This window comes from Pseudomonas monachiensis (genome assembly GCF_047345015.1).
GTDB lineage: Bacteria > Pseudomonadota > Gammaproteobacteria > Pseudomonadales > Pseudomonadaceae > Aquipseudomonas > Aquipseudomonas monachiensis.
On record NZ_CP178857.1, the window covers coordinates 6,062,663 to 6,080,721 of the forward strand.

Sequence of the window (18,059 nt, forward strand, 5' to 3'; positions counted from 1 at the left end):
CTGGATCAAGCACCAGGAATGAAGTGCTTCTGCGCCGTACCCCGCGCAATCAGGCGCGAGATGTAATCGAGCTTCTGCGCATCCTGGTCGACAAAGCGGAAGGTCAGTTGCAGCCAGTCACTGTCGGGCTTCGGTTCGTGGGCCACGACGGCGTGCAGATAGCCGTTGAGGCGGGCGATTTCGGCATTGTCGCCCTGCTCCAGGTCCAGCACGGCGCTGTCGAGGATCTGCGGCAGGATCTCGGAGCGCTTCACCACCAGCAGCGCTTCCTTGAGGCTCAGGGCCTTGATCACGCATTGCTGGATACCGTTGGGCAACCGCAGTTGACCCTGGCCACGGCCACTGGCGGGTGCCGAAGAGGCTGCTGGCGCCTTGATCGGCGGGCTGTTGAGCAAGCCTTTGGACGGTGCGGGTGCGGCCGTTGGCGTGGCGACGGGGGCCTTGCCACCGGTCAGGGCAGCGAGGGAGTCGTTAGCGAAGGCAGGGCTGGTTTTGGTCGCGGCGACGTTGATCAAGGCGTCGAGTTTGCCGACCTTGTGCAGCGCCTGCTTGACCTTGGTGATCAGTTGCTCGTTGGTGAACGGTTTGCTGACGTAGCCGGATACCCCGGCCTGAATCGCCTGGACAACGTTCTCTTTGTCGCCACGGCTGGTCACCATCACGAAAGGCATGGCTCTGAGGTTGTCTTGCTCGCGGCACCAGGTCAGCAGTTCCAGGCCGGACATTTCCGGCATTTCCCAGTCGCACAGGACTAGGTCGAAGGCTTCCTTGGCCAGCATGGCCTGGGCCTTTCTGCCGTTGATCGCATCTTCGATCCGCATGCCCGGGAAATAATTGCGCAGGCACTTTTTCACCAGGTCACGAATGAACGACGCGTCGTCCACGACCAACACACTGACCTTACTCATCCAAAACCCCTTTAAAAAATCCCGGCCAGCATACCGCCTTGCTGATGGCACATTGCCAAAAAACCTTCAGTCACGCCGGACTTTTCGTTCGCGGGTGCTGCCTTTCGAATTCGTAAGCCGCAAACAAAAACGCCCGGCCAAAAGGCCGGGCGCTTTACTTGGGCAACCTTACTTATCGTCAGTTTTGCCCGGAACATTAGCTGTTTCGCCGCTGGTTCCTTCGACTTCTTCCTTCATGCGCTTGAGACCCAGGTGCCGCACGTCGGTGCCGCGTACCAGGTAGATCACCAGCTCGGAGATATTACGCGCGTGGTCGCCGATACGTTCCAGCGAACGCAGCACCCAGATAATGCTCAGAACCCGCGAAATGGAACGCGGATCTTCCATCATGTAAGTGGCCAGCTCACGCAAGGCGGTCTTGTATTCGCGGTCGATGATCTTGTCGTACTGCGCCACCGACAACGCCAGCTCGGCGTCGAAACGGGCAAAGGCGTCCAGTGCGTCGCGCACCATGTTGCGCACCTGGTCACCGATGTGGCGCACTTCCACGTATCCGCGCGGCGCTTCGCCTTCTTCGCACAGCTGGATCGCGCGACGGGCGATCTTGGTCGCTTCGTCACCGATGCGCTCCAGGTCGATCACCGACTTGGAAATGCTGATGATCAGGCGCAGGTCGGAAGCCGCCGGCTGGCGACGGGCCAGAATGCGCAGGCATTCCTCGTCGATGTTGCGTTCCATCTGGTTGATCTGGTCATCGATCTCGCGCACTTGCTGGGCCAGGCCGGAGTCGGCCTCGATCAGCGCGGTCACCGCGTCGTTGACCTGCTTCTCGACCAGCCCGCCCATGGCCAGGAGGTGGCTGCGCACTTCCTCCAGTTCGGCGTTGAACTGCTGGGAGATGTGGTGTGTAAGGCCTTCCTTAGAAATCATGTTGTCTGCTCCGCAAAAGCTGTGAGCTGCAAGCTACAAGCTGCAAGCTGATGTGTTGTACCCGAACCGCCCTGACTTGCCGCTTGAAGTTCGCGGCTCGTGGCTGCCGCTAGCCGTAGCGACCGGTGATGTAGTCTTCGGTCTGCTTCTTCGCCGGATTGGTGAACAGGGTATCGGTGTCGCCAAACTCGACCAGCTTGCCCATGTACATGAACGCGGTGTAGTCGGACACCCGCGCCGCCTGTTGCATGTTGTGGGTCACGATGACGATGGTGAACTTGGATTTCAGTTCGTAGATCAGCTCTTCGACTTTCAGCGTGGAGATCGGGTCGAGTGCCGAGCACGGTTCGTCGAGCAGCAGCACTTCCGGCTCAACGGCGATGGTGCGAGCGATCACCAGACGCTGCTGCTGACCACCGGACAGGCCCAGTGCCGACTCGTGCAGACGGTCCTTGACCTCGTCCCACAGCGCCGCGCCTTTCAACGCCCACTCAACGGCTTCGTCGAGCACGCGCTTCTTGTTGATGCCCTGGATGCGCAGGCCGTAGACCACGTTTTCGTAGATGGTTTTCGGGAACGGGTTGGGCTTCTGGAACACCATGCCGACGCGACGACGCAGCTCGGCCACGTCCTCGCCCTTGCGGTAGATGTTGTTGCCGTACAGGTTGATCTCGCCTTCAACGCGGCAGCCGTCAACCAGGTCGTTCATCCGGTTGAAGGTACGCAGCAGCGTGGACTTGCCACAGCCGGACGGACCGATGAAAGCGGTCACGCGCTGTTTCGGGATGTTCATGCTGACGTCGTACAGCGCTTGTTTTTCGCCGTAGAACAGGCTCAGGCCCGGTACTTCGATAGCTACGGTTTCCTGCTCGAGGTTCAGGCTCTGTTTGTCGCGACCCAGGGCCGACATGTTGATGCCGTGGGTATGTGCTTCGTGCTGCATGGGAGGCTCCCTGTGCTAACAAATTCGGTTCGGAACGCTGCTTATTGCAGTTCCCATCAATATTCCGGTGGACGCGGTCCAGTGTGGGAGCGGGCTTGCTCGCGAAGAGGCCGGCACATTCAACATCAATGTTGCCTGACCCACCGCTTTCGCGAGCAAGCCCGCTCCCACATTGGAAATCAGCTATCCAGCGCCTTGTACTTCTCGCGCAGGTGGTTACGGATGTACACCGCCGACAGGTTCAATGTCGCGATCACCAGCACCAGCAGCAGCGCCGTGGCGTACACCAGCGGTCGCGCGGCTTCGACGTTCGGGCTCTGGAAGCCGACGTCATAGATGTGGAAGCCCAAGTGCATGATCTTCTGGTCCAGGTGCAGGTACGGGTAGTTACCGTCCACCGGCAGCGACGGCGCCAGTTTGACCACACCCACCAGCATCAGCGGCGCCACTTCACCCGCGGCGCGGGCCACCGCGAGGATCATGCCGGTCATCATCGCCGGGCTGGCCATCGGCAGCACGATCTTCCACAGGGTTTCAGCCTTGGTTGCGCCGAGGGCCAACGAGCCTTCACGCACGGTGCGAGGAATCCGCGCCAGACCTTCTTCGGTGGCCACGATCACCACCGGCACCGCCAGCAGTGCCAAGGTCAGCGAAGCCCAGAGCAGACCCGGTGTACCGAAGGTCGGTGCCGGCAGTGCTTCCGGGAAGAACAGACGGTCGAGCGAGCCGCCCAGCACGTAGACGAAGAAGCCCAGGCCGAACACGCCGTAAACGATGGCCGGAACGCCCGCCAGGTTGTTCACTGCGATGCGGATAATCCGGGTCAGTGCGTTCTGCTTGGCGTATTCACGCAGGTACACCGCCGCAAGTACGCCGAACGGGGTCACGATCATTGCCATGATCAGGGTCATCATCACGGTGCCGAAGATGGCCGGGAAGATCCCGCCTTCGGTGTTCGCTTCACGCGGGTCGTCGCTCAGGAACTCCCAGACCTTGCTGAAGTAGAAACCGATCTTGGTGGTCGTGCTCATGGCGTTCGGCTGGTAGGCGTGAACCACTTTGCCGATGCCGATTTCGATTTCCTTACCGTTCGCATCGCGGGCGGTCAGGCTGTCGCGGTTGAACTGCGCATGCAGATCGCTCAGGCGCGCTTCAACATCCTGATAGCGGGCATTGAGTTCGGCGCGCTCGGATTCCATGTCCGCTTGTGCGGTGGCGTCGAGTTTGCCATCCAGCTCAAGCTTGCGACCGTGCAGGCGGATGCGTTCGAGACCGGCGTTGATCGCGCCGATGTCGGTTTTTTCCAGGCTCTTGAGTTGTGCAGCCAGCTTGTTGACCCGGTCAACACGGGCCTGCAACTCAGGCCATGCGGCTTCGCCTTCAGCGACAACCTTGCCATCCTGTTTGACGTTGACCAGGTAACCGTAGAAGTTGCCCCACTCGCGACGCTCGATGGCCATCAGCTCCGGCGGCGTCGTCTGCCTGGTCAGCCACTCGCCGACGATCCAGGTGAAGTCGTTGCCGTTCAGGTCACGGTTGCCGACCTTGATCAGCTCGCGGGTCATGAACTCCGGGCCTTCGTCAGGCACCGGCAGGCCGGCGCTCTTCAGGCGGGCACGTGGCACTTCTTCCTTCTGTACGATTTCGCCGATCACCAAGTGATTGGCCTGGCCCGGTACGTCGTAACTGGCATGCACCAGGTCAGCCGGCCAGAAGTGACCAAGGCCACGCACGGCAATCACTGCCAGCAGGCCAATGGTCATGATGACCGCGATGGACACCGCGCCACCGCTGATCCAGACGCCGGGGGCGCCGCTCTTGAACCATCCTTTCAGGGAGTTCTGTTTCACAGACTTCTACCTTTGCTTAAAGCGACGAGTATTTCTTGCGCAGACGCTGACGAATCAGTTCCGCGAGGGTGTTCATGACGAAGGTGAACAACAGCAGCACCAGCGCCGAGAGGAACAGCACGCGGTAGTGGCTGCCGCCGACTTCCGATTCGGGCATTTCCACCGCGACGTTGGCCGCCAGGGTGCGCAGGCCTTCGAACAGGTTCATTTCCATGACCGGGGTGTTACCGGTGGCCATCAACACGATCATGGTTTCGCCGACCGCACGGCCCATGCCGATCATCAGCGCCGAGAAGATACCCGGGCTCGCGGTGAGGATCACCACGCGGGTCATGGTCTGCCACGGCGTGGCACCGAGGGCCAGGGAGCCCAAGGTCAGGCCGCGAGGCACGCTGAACACGGCGTCTTCGGCGATGGAGTAGATGTTCGGGATGACCGCGAAGCCCATGGCCAGGCCGACCACCAGGGCGTTGCGCTGGTCGTAGGTGATGCCCAGGTCGTGGGAGATCCACATGCGCATGTCGCCGCCGAAGAACCAGTTTTCCATGAACGGGCTCATGTACAACGACAGCCAACCCACAAACAGGATCACCGGAATCAGCAGCGCACTTTCCCAGCCATCCGGGACTTTCAGGCGAATCGACTCAGGCAGGCGGCTGAAGGTGAATCCGGCGACCAGGATGCCGATCGGCAGCAACATCAGCAGGCTGAAGATGCCCGGCAAATGCCCTTCCACATATGGCGCGAGGAACAGACCGGCGAAGAAACCGAGAATCACCGTCGGCATCGCTTCCATCAACTCGATCACCGGCTTGACCTTGCGGCGCATGCCCGGAGCCATGAAGTACGCGGTGTAGATCGCCGCGGCAACGGCCAGTGGAGCGGCCAACAGCATGGCGTAGAACGCGGCTTTCAGGGTACCGAAGGTCAGCGGCGACAGGCTCAGCTTGGGTTCGAAGTCGGTGTTGGCGGCGGTCGATTGCCAGACGTATTTAGGCTCGTCGTAGTTCTCGTACCAGACCTTGCTCCACAGTGCGCTCCACGAGACTTCCGGATGCGGGTTGTCGAGCAGCAGCGGATGCAACTTGCCGCCGGCTTCCACGATCAAGCGGTTGGCACGCGGCGACAGACCGAAGATGCCCTGGCCTTCAGCGACCGACTCCACCAGCAAGGTACGGTGGGCGGTACTGTGGAACACGCCGAGCTTGCCGGAAGCGTCGAGGGCAACGAAGCCCTTGCGGCGCTCTTCGGCAGTGATTTCAACGATAGGCGTGGTGCCCATCTGGAAGGTGCGGATCTGCTTCAGGCGTTGCTCGCCATCGGGGTCGCGCGCCATGAACCACTGGGCCAGACCACCTTTGGAGTCACCGATGATCAGCGAGATACCGCCCACCAACTGGGTGCTGGCGGTGACTTCGGTTTCGCCGTTTTCCGCCAGTTTGTAGCGACCGTTGAGACTTTTGTCGCGAAGGCTGAACACGTCGGCCTGGGCACGCCCGTTGATCACGTACAGCCACTGCTGACGCGGGTCGACGAAAATATTCTTCACCGGCTCGGTCATTTGCGGCAGTTCGATGCGCTTCTGCTCGTTGGTGACTTCGCCGGTCATCATGTTCTCTTCGCTGGTCAGCGACAGAACATTGAGTTGCGAACCGGTGGAACCCACCAGCATCAGGGTCGAATCGTTGGCGTTGAGGCTGACGTGCTCCAGCGCACCGCCGGCTTCGTTCACCGCGATTGGCGCTTCGCCATACGGGTACTCGATGGCCGGGGTGATGGTCTTCTTGCCGTCCGGGTAGCTGACTTTATAGGTGTGACGGAACACCAGGGCCTGACCGTTGGACAGACCCACAGCCACCAGCGGGTGACCTGGCTGGTCTTCACCGATGGAGGTCACGGTGGTGCCGGCCGGGATCGACAGATCGACGCGCTTCAATTCAGCGCCGCTGTCGATGTCGAAGAACAATGCCTGGCCCTTGTCGGAAACCCGCATCGCAACTTGGTTCTGCTCTTCCAGGGAGATCATCAGCGGCTTGCCGGCGTCTTGCATCCAGGCGGGTGTGATGGCGTCCTTGGCGGTCAGGCTGGCACCCTGGAACAGGGGCGCGACGACGTAGGCAAGGAAGAAGAAGATCAAGGTGATCGCGCCCAGTACAGCGAGGCCGCCAACGAGGACGTACCAGCGGGTCAGGCGATCTTTGAGCGCGCGAATGCGGCGCTTGCGTTGCAACTCAGGCGTATTGAAATCAATTCGCTTGGGGGGATTAGTAGTCATGTTGGAATTGGCCAGATCATTCATTCGCACACCCTAGCGATCCTGTATGACAGAAAGATGACAGTGCAGTGACGCAACAAATCCGCCGCTAGCGGTAACCAGCAGCGAATAGAGAATTAGAGGTGCATGGGGGCGGCTCCTGCCGCCCCCATGTGAGTCCGAGGGATTCACCCTGGACTCAATTTGTTACTTTTTTGCGACTTCAGCGCCGCCTTCCGCCAGACCCAGGTCAGCCAGAGCTTTGGCAGCTACTTTGGCCGGCAGTGGGATGTAACCGTCTTTCACTACGACTTCCTGACCCTGTTTAGACAGAACCAGTTTCACGAACTCGGCTTCCAGCGGGGCCAGTGGCTTGTTCGGGGCTTTGTTGACGTACACGTACAGGAAGCGGGACAGCGGGTACTTGCCGTTCAGGGCGTTTTCTTCAGTGTCTTCGATGAAGTCCTGGCTGCCTTTCTTGGCCAGGGCCACAGTCTTCACGCTAGCGGTCTTGTAGCCGATGCCCGAGTAACCGATGCCGTTCAGCGAGGAGCTGATCGACTGCACGACCGAAGCCGAACCTGGCTGCTCGTTCACGTTAGGCTTGTAGTCGCCTTTGCACAGGGCTTCTTCCTTGAAGTAGCCGTAGGTGCCGGATACCGAGTTACGACCGAACAGTTGAACCGGCTTGTTGGCCAGGTCGCCGGTCACGCCCAGGTCGCCCCAGGTTTTCACGTCGGCTTTAGCGCCGCACAGACGAGTGGACGAGAAGATCGCGTCGACCTGTTCCATGGTCAGGTGCTGGATCGGGTTGTCCTTGTGCACGAATACAGCCAGCGCGTCCACGGCAACCGGGATAGCGGTTGGCTTGTAGCCGTACTTCTGCTCGAAGGCAGCCAGTTCGGTGTCCTTCATCTTGCGGCTCATCGGGCCCAGGTTGGAGGTGCCTTCAGTCAGCGCAGGTGGCGCAGTGGCGGAGCCAGCGGCCTGAATCTGGATGTTTACGTTCGGGTATTCTTTCTTGTAGTTCTCAGCCCAGAGGGTCATGAGGTTGGCCAGGGTATCGGAACCAACGCTGGACAGGTTGCCCGACACACCAGTGGTCTTGGTGTAGCTCGGGATAGCAGGGTCAACAGCGGCAACCGCGTTGGCAGTCGCAACGCCAGCAGCGACAAAAGTCATTGCCGCCATCAAACGCTTCAGTTTCATGCCTTACTCCTAGCAGATAGGGTGTGTTATTCGGGGCCAAGTATCAGCAGGCCGTGTGAACACTCTATGGCTGAAATATGACAATTGGATGAAAGGCCAGCACTCCGCTTGGAAGGCTGGCCTTTCAGTTGTAACTGTAGATGTGAGGAGTGCTGTGATCGTTCGCTATCAGCGGCCCTTCTTCCAGAGATATGCACCTACCAGAATCCCCACCCCGCATAGCACCGCCACATAATAGGCAGGCCCCATCGCACTCTCCTTGAGCAACAGGCTGACGATCATCGGTGTCAGACCACCGAAAATCGCGTAGGCGACGTTGTACGAGAACGACAGGCCGCTGAAACGCACCACCGGCGGGAACGCCTTGACCATCACATAGGGCACCGCGCCGATGGTGCCGACCAGCAGACCGGTCAGGGCATACATCGGGAACAGCCAGTCGGGATGATCGGCCAGGCTGTGGTAGAAGGTCCAGGAACTGGCCAGCAGCGCGGTACAGCCGATCACGAAAACTCGTCCCGCACCGAAGCGATCGGCCAGTGCGCCGGCAATGATGCAACCAAAGCTCAGGAACACGATCGCCACGCTGTTCGCCTGCAGGGACGTGGTTGGCGAGAAGTGATAGACCGTCTGCAACACAGTCGGGGTCATCAGGATCAACACCACGATGGCGGCCGACAGCAGCCAGGTCAGCAACATCGAAATGGCAATGGCGCCTCGATGGTCACGCAGCACCGCCCGCAGCGGCACTTCTTCGGCCAGGGCCTTGCGCTGTTGCAACTCGGCGAACACCGGGGTTTCGTGCAACCAGCGACGCAGGTACACCGAGAACAGGCCGAACACGCCACCCAGCAAGAACGGAATCCGCCAGGCGTAATCCGCTACTTCCACCGGGGTGTAAAGGCTGTTGATCGCCGTGGCGACCAGCGAGCCGAGCAGGATGCCCGCCGTCAGGCCGCTGGTCAGGGTGCCGCAGGCGTAGCCGACATGCCGCTGCGGAACGTGCTCGGAAACGAAGACCCACGCCCCCGGCACTTCACCGCCAATGGCCGCGCCCTGGATCACCCGCATCAACAGCAACAGGATCGGCGCCCACATGCCGATCTGCGCATAAGTCGGCAGCAAACCCATGATCAAGGTGGGCACCGCCATCATGAAAATGCTCAGGGTGAACATTTTCTTGCGGCCCAGCAGGTCGCCGAAGTGCGCCATCACGATGCCGCCCAGCGGCCGCGCCAGATAACCGGCGGCGAAGATGCCGAAGGTCTGCATCAGGCGTAGCCATTCAGGCATGTCCGCCGGGAAGAACAGCTTGCCCACCACCGTGGCGAAGAACACGAAGATGATGAAATCGTAGAACTCCAGCGCGCCGCCCAGGGCCGACAGCGATAGAGTCTTGTAGTCGTTGCGGGTCAGCGGACGTGCGGGTTGGTCTGGCTGCGCGATGCTCGAGGGCGCTGTGGTCATGGCAAGGGCTTCTCTTATAGTCGGATCTGCAACCTCAACAACGCTGGCTGAGGTTTGGGCAGGTCCGGCACGATAGCAAATTGTTCGAAAAAGCACATAGAGGTGCGTTTTTGACAGTCAAAATGAGAACCGGACGGTCGTCGCGGAGTCTACCGACCGATATACTCAAAGCCTGCTCCGGTTTTTGAGGGGTTGCTGTGCGAAAGCGCCTGTCAGGTTCATAGGCGATTTCGCAGAGTTTCCCTTTAGGCGCCTGATGGAAAACGTGACGAACGTAGTATGTTCGGTGCTGAATCGTTTTTCCCGAAGACGGCTACCACCAGCAATACCAACGAAGAGTCACGGGTCAGAGGCCCCCCGGCATGATAGAACTCGAACAAGAAGATCCGATCCCGCAAGGCGACCTGGCCCTGCAAATCACCGCGCTTCCTCGCGAAACCAACGGCTTTGGCGATATTTTCGGCGGCTGGCTGGTGGCGCAGATGGATTTGGCAGGCACCGCGATGGCCAGCAAGGTCGCTGGCGGGCGCGTTGCCACCGTTGCAATCGACCGCATGGCGTTTCTGGTACCGGTGGCGGTGGGCGCTCAGCTCTCCTTTTATACCCAGGCCCTGGAAATCGGCCGCAGCTCGATCAAGATGATGGTCGAGGTCTGGAGCGACGATCCACTGTCCAGCGAGTGGCGTAAAGTAACCGAAGCGGTGTTTGTGTTCGTGGCCATCGATGGCAGCGGTCGCACCCGCTCGGTTCCGCCCCGGGCTCGCTGAAAGAGCTTTTAAACCTGGTAGCCGTTTTGCGGTCGATAGTCGTCCACGTTACTGATCGAGAGCTGTCCCATGAGCACGCCCAATGTTGAAGCCGTAAAACTGGATGAACTGAACTGCTGGCGCATCCGCCACGGTCAGGCCGAATTACTGGTGGCCCAGCAAGGCGCGCACATCCTCAGCTATCAATTGGCCGGCCAGCCGCCGCTGATCTGGCTCAACGACGAGGCCGTGTTCAAGACCGGCAAGAGCATCCGCGCCGGCGTGCCGGTGTGCTGGCCATGGTTCGGCAACTTTGCGCGCAACCCGCAAAGCGTTCAGGCGATGCGCACCAGCAATGAAGCGCCGTCGGCTCACGGCTTCGTGCGAGCGATGGATTGGGAACTGGGCGGCATCGAAGCCGAGGGCGAAAGCCTGAAGGTCGAATTCCTCCTGCCCTACCCTGAAGGCGGCTTTCCCGGCTGGCCGCACCAGGTGGATTTGACGCTGAGCATTCGCCTCGACGAGCAATTGCACATCCACCTGACCAGCCACAACCGGGGCGCTGAAACCGTCAGCATCAGCCAGGCGCTGCACAGTTACTTTGCCGTCAGCGATGTGCGCGAAGTGCATGTCGAAGGCGTGGATGGCTTGAGCTACATCGAAACCCTGGAAGACTGGAAAACCAAGCAACAGTCCGGCGATCTGCGATTTAGCGGCGAAACTGACCGCATCTATCTTAATGTCCCGCCACTGCTGAGCATCGTCGACCCGGCCTGGGAGCGACGCATCGAACTGACCAGCATGGGCTCGCGCACCGCGGTGATCTGGAACCCGTGGATCGACCGCGCCGCCGCGTTCAGCGACATGGCCGACGATGGCTGGCAGCGCATGCTGTGCATCGAGACGGCGAATGTGATGGGTGATGTGGTGAACCTGAAACCAGGTGCTAGCCATACGCTGGGCGTGAGTATCGGCAGCAACTCTCTCTAAGCAACACCACAAAACCAATGTGGGAGCGAGCTTGCTCGCGATAAGGCCATAACATTCAACATTTAAGTTGCCTGTTACACCGCCATCGCGAGCAAGCTCGCTCCCACAGTTTTTTGTGCCAAGCCATCTGGCGGGGCGTTACAAATCCGACTCTTTCACCACCCGTACCTTCTGCGCATCCAGCGCATATGCCGCATCGGCCAGGTCATTGCTGACCTTCTCGACTTTCAGCGTGCCGGTGACCCACAGCGGCGTGTAGATATCATTCAGCTTCAGGCCCTTTGGATAGCGCACCAGCACCAATTGATTGGGAGGCGGAGGCGGTACGTGGATGCAGGCGCCCGGGTATGGCACGAGGAAAAACAACGTGCTGTTGCCCTTGGCGTCGGACTCAAGCGGCACGGGGTAACCGCCAATGCGGATGTTCTTGTCGTTCATCGACGCAACGGTCTTGGTCGAGTACATCACCGCAGGCAAGCCTTTGGCCTGCTTCATTCCACCCTTGTCGGTGAAAGTGCCATTGGCTTCAGGGGAGTTGTGGTCGATTTCAGGCATGGCCTCGAGGGCCTTCTGGTCCGACTTGGGCATCAATTCGAGCCAGTCGGTTTCCGGCAGTTCGCCGGCATGGGCAAGGCCCGAACCCAGTAAAACAAGAGTCAACAAAAGACGGCGCATGAAGGTGCTCGGCAAAGGGAAGAACAGGAAACGCCGAGCATTCTAGCCCTCCCGGCCGGTTTGGCGGAGAGGGCTTTGTCGCCTGGATCAGTTCTTTTTGATCAACCCGTAGATCACCAGCAACACAACGGCGCCCACCAGCGCACCGATGAAACCTGCACCTTGACCAGCCTGATAGATGCCCAGGGCTTGGCCGCCGTAAGTGGCCGCCAGCGAACCTCCGATACCGAGCAGGATCGTCATGATCCAGCCCATGCTGTCATCGCCAGGTTTCAGGAACCGAGCCAGCAGGCCGACAATCAAGCCGATAAAGATGGTTCCGATAATTCCCATGGCATTCTCCTCTCAATGAAGTAGCTATTGGAAAGCCTAGTCAGACTTTCGCAACCTGCCATGAGAGAACGGCGCACCCCGAAGGTTCCACCGTTGCACATAAAAAACTATTCGGCGATCAGTGCTTGCACCTTGAGAATCTGGGCCGCCAGCGTCTCGCGGTCTGCACAACGAAGGTTGGCATGACCGACCTTGCGGCCGACCTTGAACGCCTTGCCATAGTGATGCAGATGGCAATCGGCGATGGTCAGGACCTTCTCGGACTCTGGCACTTTGCCAATGAAGTTGAGCATCGCGCTCTCGCCAACCTTGGCAGTCGAACCCAACGGCAGGCCGGCAACGGCCCGCAGGTGGTTTTCGAACTGGCTGCACTCGGCGCCTTCGGTAGTCCAGTGCCCTGAGTTGTGTACCCGCGGGGCGATTTCGTTGGCCTTGAGGCCACCGTCGACTTCAAAGAACTCGAACGCCATCACGCCGACGTAATCCAGCTGCTTGAGCACACGGCTGGAGTAGTCTTCGGCCAGGGCTTGCAGCGGGTGATCGGTGCTGGCCACGGACAACTTGAGAATGCCGCTTTCGTGGGTGTTGTGTACCAGCGGATAGAAGCGGGTTTCACCGTCGCGGGCACGCACGGCGATCAGCGAGACTTCACCGGTGAACGGCACGAAGCCTTCCAGCAGGCAGGCCACGCTGCCCAGTTCGGCAAAGGTGCCAACCACATCTTCTGGCGTGCGCAGGACTTTCTGACCCTTGCCGTCGTAACCCAGGGTACGGGTCTTCAGCACCGCTGGCAGACCGATGGAAGCCACGGCGGCGTCCAGATCAGCCTGGGACTGAATGTCGGCGAACGCCGGGGTAGGAATCCTCAGGTCCTTGAACATGCTCTTCTCGAACCAGCGATCGCGGGCGATGCGCAGTGCTTCGGCACTCGGGTAGACCGGGACGAATTGTGACAGGAAAGCCACGGTCTCGGCCGGAACACTTTCGAACTCGAAGGTCACCAGATCGACTTCATCGGCCAGTTGACGCAGGTGATCCTGATCGCCGTAATCGGCTCGCAGGTGTTCGCCCAACGCGGCTGCGCAAGCATCCGGCGCCGGGTCCAGGAAAGCGAAGTTCATGCCCAGCGGAGTGCCCGCCAGCGCCAACATGCGACCCAACTGGCCGCCACCGATTACACCGATCTTCATCGTCAACAACCTCAGGCGATGCGTGGGTCTGGATTGTCCAGGACGCTGTCTGTCTGCTCAGCACGGAAGGTTTTCAGCACCGCGTGGAACTGCGGGTGCTTGGCGCCAAGGATACTCGCCGACAGCAGTGCTGCGTTGATCGCGCCCGCCTTGCCGATGGCCAGGGTGGCGACCGGAATGCCCGCTGGCATCTGCACAATAGAGAGCAGCGAATCAACGCCCGACAGCATAGCGGACTGAACCGGTACGCCAAGCACCGGCAGGTGAGTCTTGGCTGCACACATGCCAGGCAAGTGGGCCGCGCCACCGGCACCGGCGATGATCACCTCGATGCCACGCGCCTCGGCTTCTTCAGCGTACTGGAACAGCAGGTCCGGGGTACGGTGGGCAGAAACCACTTTCACCTCGTAAGGGATGCCGAGCTTTTCCAGCATATCGGCGGTGTGGCTAAGGGTGGACCAATCGGACTTGGAGCCCATGATCACGCCAACCAGTGCACTCATCGTCGTGCCTCTTCTCTCTGGGCGCCCGCAGGCGCGTCAAAAAACAACAAGCCACGCAGGATGCGTGGCTTGATTGTACGAATTATGGCCGGTCGTAACCGGCCGAAGGCCGCGCAGTATACCTCAAAGAAGCGGATAAACAGCCCCTGTGGCGACCATCTGTCACGCGCTCGAAAAATAGGTATTTCTTGACCATCAAGTCAGTCATTTGACTGCCTGAATGTCGTGAATTTCTTAACTTAGTAGCTCAATACAATTCGCAATTCAATGTGCGGATCTGGTGATCATAAGTTCATTGAAGCTCTCAACAGAAACAATTAAACCCACTTAAAAATTGCGAACACCGCCAGACAACGCAAATATAAAACGGTAAAAAATCATAATTGAACAGGGAGTACAAATATGAAAAAGCCTATTACCATAATAGTTGTCCTTCACAAGGATCTTCAGGAATATCAAAAAAATGATTTATACACCGATTACTTTTCCTGGCTGAAAACAGAGCTTGAATCCATCTCGGAACGCAAGGTCAGATTTTTGATGTACGCTCATCATGAAGTTCCGGAGTTGTCAGGATACAACTACAGAAACGAAGATGGTTCAGCTGCGCTGCGAGGGTGGTGCAACCTGATACGGGACTGGTATACAAAGATATTAAAATATGAAGAACATGAACCGGACCTGACGAAAGCCCTCTTGTTGACCCGAAACAATATCAACACAAAGGCAGGGGGTCTCCTCGAATCGACAAGCGGATACGGCCAAGTCAAAGGTCATTGCGCAATTGCGGCGATCACCTCCAAACAAGTCCCAGCACATGAAATAGGCCACATGTTGGGCGCGACACATGAAGACAGTGAAGTCATCTATGACGGCTGGTGGCACGACACGATCATGCTCTCGGACGAATTCTCAGGCGTACGTGGAAACGCTTATCGATACAGTGAAAAAAACAGGGAAAACATTCGCAAACACCTTAGCACTTTTGCGTAAGTTCGTTTCGGTATCGCGCGACCTGAAATCCGCGCATGGCGTGTTTGTGCCATTAACACGCTTACGCTGAATGAACAGTTGCTGCAACTCATGGCCACAGAGCTGGCCATGAGTTCCTGGCTCTCAAACAGTAGCACCCGCTACGCCGCTCTCGAGCTTGCGCCACAACAACCGGACATTCGCTTTGCGCACCAGCGCACAGCGGTACAGACGAATCTCCAGCGGCACATGCCATTGCGGACCGCCACACACTACCAGTTCGCCACGCGTCAGCTCGGCACGCACACTCAGTTGCGGCACCCAGGCGATGCCCAGTCCCTCCAGAGCCATGCTTTTCAGGCTGTCGGCCATGGCGGTTTCGTAGATGGTGGTGAAGCGCAGCGCCCGTTGACGCAACAGCATGTTCACCGAACGGCCGAGAAACGCACCGGCGCTGTACGCCAGCAACGGCACGCTGCCTTCGCCTTCCAGGTCGAACAGTGGCTTACCGTCGGCGTCGGCGGCGCAGACCGGCAGCATCTCGGTGTGCCCAAGGTGCAGCGAGGGGAAGATTTCCGGGTCCATCTGCATGGCGGCGTCCGGGTCGTAGAACGCCAGCATCAGGTCGCAGCCGCCTTCACGCAATGCATGCACCGCGTCACCGACGTTGGTCGCCACCAGCCGCGTGGCGATATTCAGGCCTTCGTTGCGCAACTGCGCGATCCAGCGCGGAAAGAAACCGAGCGCCAGGGAGTGCGCGGCAGCGACCTGCATCACTTCGCCCTGTCCGCCTTCCAGGTGATGCAGATGGCGCAGCACTTCGCCCAGCTGTTCGACTACGGTGCGCGCGGTGACCAGAAACAATTGCCCTGCCGCCGTCAGCTCCACCGGCGTGCGCGAACGGTTGACCAGGGTCAGCCCCAACGCGGCTTCAAGGCTGCGGATTCGCCGACTGAACGCCGGCTGCGTCACAAAACGCCGCTCGGCGGCCTGGGAGAAACTGCGGGTGGCGGCCAGGGCACTGAAGTCCTCCAGCCATTTGCTTTCCAGATTCATCACGCCCTCCCGGACATGCACCAATTTAGGTCACACGCTCGCCGTCAGGACGGCGTCACACGGGTATTATGCCGAATATGCATAGCCTAGTGTTTAACAGCATTGGCCCAAAATTCTCCACAGGCCTAGCATTCACAACGTTCCGGCACAGACCGGGTCCATATTGAGATGATTTCTATCATGTCCTCCGCTGCATCATTCCGCACAGAAAATGACCTGCTTGGCGCCCTCGAAGTACCGGCTCAAGCGTATTACGGTATCCAGACCCTGCGAGCGGTGAATAATTTCCGCCTTTCGGGCGTTCCGATTTCGCACTACCCGAAACTGGTTGTCGGCCTGGCGATGGTTAAACAGGCCGCCGCTGACGCCAACCGTGAATTGGGTCACCTGAGCGAAGCCAAGCACGCTGCCATCAGCGAAGCCTGTGCACGTTTGATCCGCGGCGACTTCCACGAAGAATTCGTGGTGGACATGATCCAAGGCGGCGCTGGCACTTCGACCAACATGAATGCCAACGAAGTCATCGCCAACATCGCGCTGGAGGCCATGGGTCACCAGAAAGGCGAGTACCAGTACCTGCACCCGAACGATGACGTGAACATGGCGCAGTCGACCAACGACGCCTACCCGACGGCGATCCGTCTGGGCCTGTTGCTCGGTCACGACGCCCTGCTCGCCAGCCTCGACAGCCTGATTCAAGCGTTCGCGGCCAAGGGTGAAGAATTCAACCACGTCCTGAAGATGGGTCGTACCCAGCTGCAAGACGCCGTTCCGATGACCCTGGGTCAGGAATTCCGTGCGTTTGCCACCACCCTGGGTGAAGACCTGGCACGCCTGAAGACCCTGGCTCCGGAAGTGCTGACCGAAGTGAACCTGGGTGGCACCGCGATCGGCACCGGCATCAACGCCGACCCGCGTTACCAGCACCTGGCCGTTCAGCGTCTGGCAGTGATCAGCGGTCAACCGCTGGTACCGGCCGCCGACCTGATCGAAGCCACCTCCGACATGGGCGCCTTCGTGCTGTTCTCCGGCATGCTCAAGCGTACCGCGGTCAAGCTGTCGAAGATCTGCAACGACCTGCGCCTGCTGTCCAGCGGCCCACGCACCGGCATCAACGAGATCAACCTGCCGGCGCGTCAACCAGGCAGTTCGATCATGCCAGGCAAGGTCAACCCGGTTATTCCGGAAGCGGTCAACCAGGTGGCGTTCCAGATCATCGGTAACGACCTGGCCCTGACCATCGCGGCCGAAGGCGGCCAGCTGCAACTGAACGTGATGGAGCCGCTGATCGCCTTCAAGATCTTCGACTCGATCCGCCTGCTGCAACGCGCCATGGACATGCTGCGCGAACACTGCATCGTCGGCATCACCGCCAACGAAGCACGCTGCCGTGAACTGGTCGAGCACTCGATCGGCCTGGTCACCGCGCTGAACCCGTACATCGGCTACAAGAATGCCACCCGCATCGCCGGCCTCGCCCTTGAAAGCGGCCGCGGCGTGCTGGAACTGGTGCGCGAAGAAGGTCTGCTCGACGAAGCCATGCTCGCCGACATCTTGCGCCCGGAAAACATGATTGCTCCGCGTCTGGTGCCTCTGAAGGCATAACCCGACGCGTTACTTGTAGCACCGCTCACCAGGTCGAGGGACTAGACACCTCTCACCTTTTGAGGGCTTGGGGATTTAGTCCCCAGGCCCTTTTTTTTAACTTCTTCGCGGGCAGGACGTTAAATGTTTTGTGTATTTGATACCGCCAAGATCGCAGCCTTCGGCAGCTCCTACATGTTTGACGTACACCTGTAGGAGCTGCCGAAGGCTGCGATCTTTTGATTCTGCAGCACCTCGTTTCGTCGCTTGCACCACTACTGTGCAGACGGGCGCGCCACTGATCGGTATAGTGCCGCCCCTCTTCGCATGAGCGGTCGTCGGTAGCGAGGCCACAACCCATGCGAAACCCGAACTAATAACAAACCCGCGATATGAAACCGGGACGAACGTCGAACCGCCCATTGTGCCGTGCGCCAAGGGGTGTAACT

At 59.4% G+C, this 18,059-nt stretch carries 16 protein-coding genes; 4 read left to right on the plus strand and 12 right to left on the minus strand.

Features of this window, described 5'->3' with window-relative positions; genetic code table 11:
• Nucleotides 1–5: 5 nt before the first annotated feature.
• The 7 genes from ACMDB8_RS27415 to ACMDB8_RS27445 all read right to left on the minus strand — a co-directional run bounded on the left by ACMDB8_RS27415 (nt 6) and on the right by ACMDB8_RS27445 (nt 9,561).
• Nucleotides 6–908, minus strand: coding sequence for a response regulator (locus tag ACMDB8_RS27415; RefSeq protein ID WP_056726835.1), 903 nt, complete (start codon nt 906–908; stop codon nt 6–8).
• A gap of 168 nt (nt 909–1,076) precedes the next feature.
• A complete protein-coding gene (gene phoU, locus ACMDB8_RS27420) occupies nt 1,077–1,838 on the minus strand; it encodes a phosphate signaling complex protein PhoU (protein ID WP_007992846.1) in 762 nt (253 codons plus the stop codon).
• A 109-nt stretch (nt 1,839–1,947) separates the two neighbouring features.
• Nucleotides 1,948–2,781 (minus strand): phosphate ABC transporter ATP-binding protein PstB, encoded by an 834-nt coding sequence (gene pstB / locus ACMDB8_RS27425; RefSeq protein WP_007971742.1) that lies wholly within the window; start codon nt 2,779–2,781, stop codon nt 1,948–1,950.
• A gap of 179 nt (nt 2,782–2,960) precedes the next feature.
• The gene (pstA, locus tag ACMDB8_RS27430) at nt 2,961–4,631 is read right to left on the minus strand and encodes a phosphate ABC transporter permease PstA (RefSeq protein ID WP_056726834.1); all 1,671 of its coding nucleotides are present in this window, start codon (nt 4,629–4,631) and stop codon (nt 2,961–2,963) included.
• Between the two features lie 16 nt (nt 4,632–4,647).
• Complete coding sequence (locus ACMDB8_RS27435; RefSeq protein WP_223542708.1) at nt 4,648–6,681, minus strand: ABC transporter permease subunit; 2,034 nt, start codon at nt 6,679–6,681, stop codon at nt 4,648–4,650.
• Nucleotides 6,682–7,092: 411 nt separating this feature from the next.
• The gene (locus tag ACMDB8_RS27440; RefSeq protein ID WP_056726832.1) at nt 7,093–8,094 is read right to left on the minus strand and encodes a phosphate ABC transporter substrate-binding protein PstS; all 1,002 of its coding nucleotides are present in this window, start codon (nt 8,092–8,094) and stop codon (nt 7,093–7,095) included.
• Between the two features lie 168 nt (nt 8,095–8,262).
• Nucleotides 8,263–9,561: an MFS transporter gene (locus ACMDB8_RS27445; protein ID WP_056726831.1), complete on the minus strand. Its 1,299-nt coding sequence runs from the start codon at nt 9,559–9,561 to the stop codon at nt 8,263–8,265.
• A 362-nt stretch (nt 9,562–9,923) separates the two neighbouring features.
• Between ACMDB8_RS27445 and ACMDB8_RS27450 the strand changes: the two genes are divergently transcribed.
• Together ACMDB8_RS27450 and ACMDB8_RS27455 are read left to right on the plus strand one after the other, a co-directional pair.
• Nucleotides 9,924–10,328, plus strand: coding sequence for an acyl-CoA thioesterase (locus ACMDB8_RS27450; protein WP_007942704.1), 405 nt, complete (start codon nt 9,924–9,926; stop codon nt 10,326–10,328).
• Between the two features lie 69 nt (nt 10,329–10,397).
• On the plus strand, nt 10,398–11,297 hold the full coding sequence (locus ACMDB8_RS27455; protein ID WP_409078194.1) for a D-hexose-6-phosphate mutarotase: 900 nt from the start codon (nt 10,398–10,400) through the stop codon (nt 11,295–11,297).
• A 138-nt stretch (nt 11,298–11,435) separates the two neighbouring features.
• On the opposite strand, the gene ACMDB8_RS27460 is transcribed toward ACMDB8_RS27455, so the two are convergent.
• The 4 genes from ACMDB8_RS27460 to purE form a co-directional block, all read right to left on the minus strand.
• Entirely contained in the window at nt 11,436–11,972 is a 537-nt protein-coding gene (locus ACMDB8_RS27460) for a DUF3299 domain-containing protein (RefSeq protein ID WP_056727029.1), read from the minus strand.
• A gap of 87 nt (nt 11,973–12,059) precedes the next feature.
• Nucleotides 12,060–12,305: a GlsB/YeaQ/YmgE family stress response membrane protein gene (locus tag ACMDB8_RS27465; RefSeq protein WP_008030708.1), complete on the minus strand. Its 246-nt coding sequence runs from the start codon at nt 12,303–12,305 to the stop codon at nt 12,060–12,062.
• Between the two features lie 107 nt (nt 12,306–12,412).
• Entirely contained in the window at nt 12,413–13,495 is a 1,083-nt protein-coding gene (locus ACMDB8_RS27470) for a 5-(carboxyamino)imidazole ribonucleotide synthase (protein ID WP_409078195.1), read from the minus strand.
• A gap of 11 nt (nt 13,496–13,506) precedes the next feature.
• Nucleotides 13,507–13,998: a 5-(carboxyamino)imidazole ribonucleotide mutase gene (purE, locus tag ACMDB8_RS27475; protein WP_046038893.1), complete on the minus strand. Its 492-nt coding sequence runs from the start codon at nt 13,996–13,998 to the stop codon at nt 13,507–13,509.
• A 402-nt stretch (nt 13,999–14,400) separates the two neighbouring features.
• Here purE and ACMDB8_RS27480 point away from each other — a divergent pair, with 402 nt between their 5' ends.
• Entirely contained in the window at nt 14,401–14,991 is a 591-nt protein-coding gene (locus tag ACMDB8_RS27480; protein ID WP_409078196.1) for a reprolysin-like metallopeptidase, read from the plus strand.
• Between the two features lie 123 nt (nt 14,992–15,114).
• Here ACMDB8_RS27480 and ACMDB8_RS27485 read toward each other — a convergent pair whose 3' ends face one another.
• A complete protein-coding gene (locus ACMDB8_RS27485; protein WP_056726827.1) occupies nt 15,115–16,026 on the minus strand; it encodes a LysR substrate-binding domain-containing protein in 912 nt (303 codons plus the stop codon).
• A gap of 180 nt (nt 16,027–16,206) precedes the next feature.
• Here ACMDB8_RS27485 and ACMDB8_RS27490 point away from each other — a divergent pair, with 180 nt between their 5' ends.
• Nucleotides 16,207–17,631 (plus strand): aspartate ammonia-lyase, encoded by a 1,425-nt coding sequence (locus ACMDB8_RS27490; protein WP_046038891.1) that lies wholly within the window; start codon nt 16,207–16,209, stop codon nt 17,629–17,631.
• Nucleotides 17,632–18,059 lie beyond the last annotated feature (428 nt).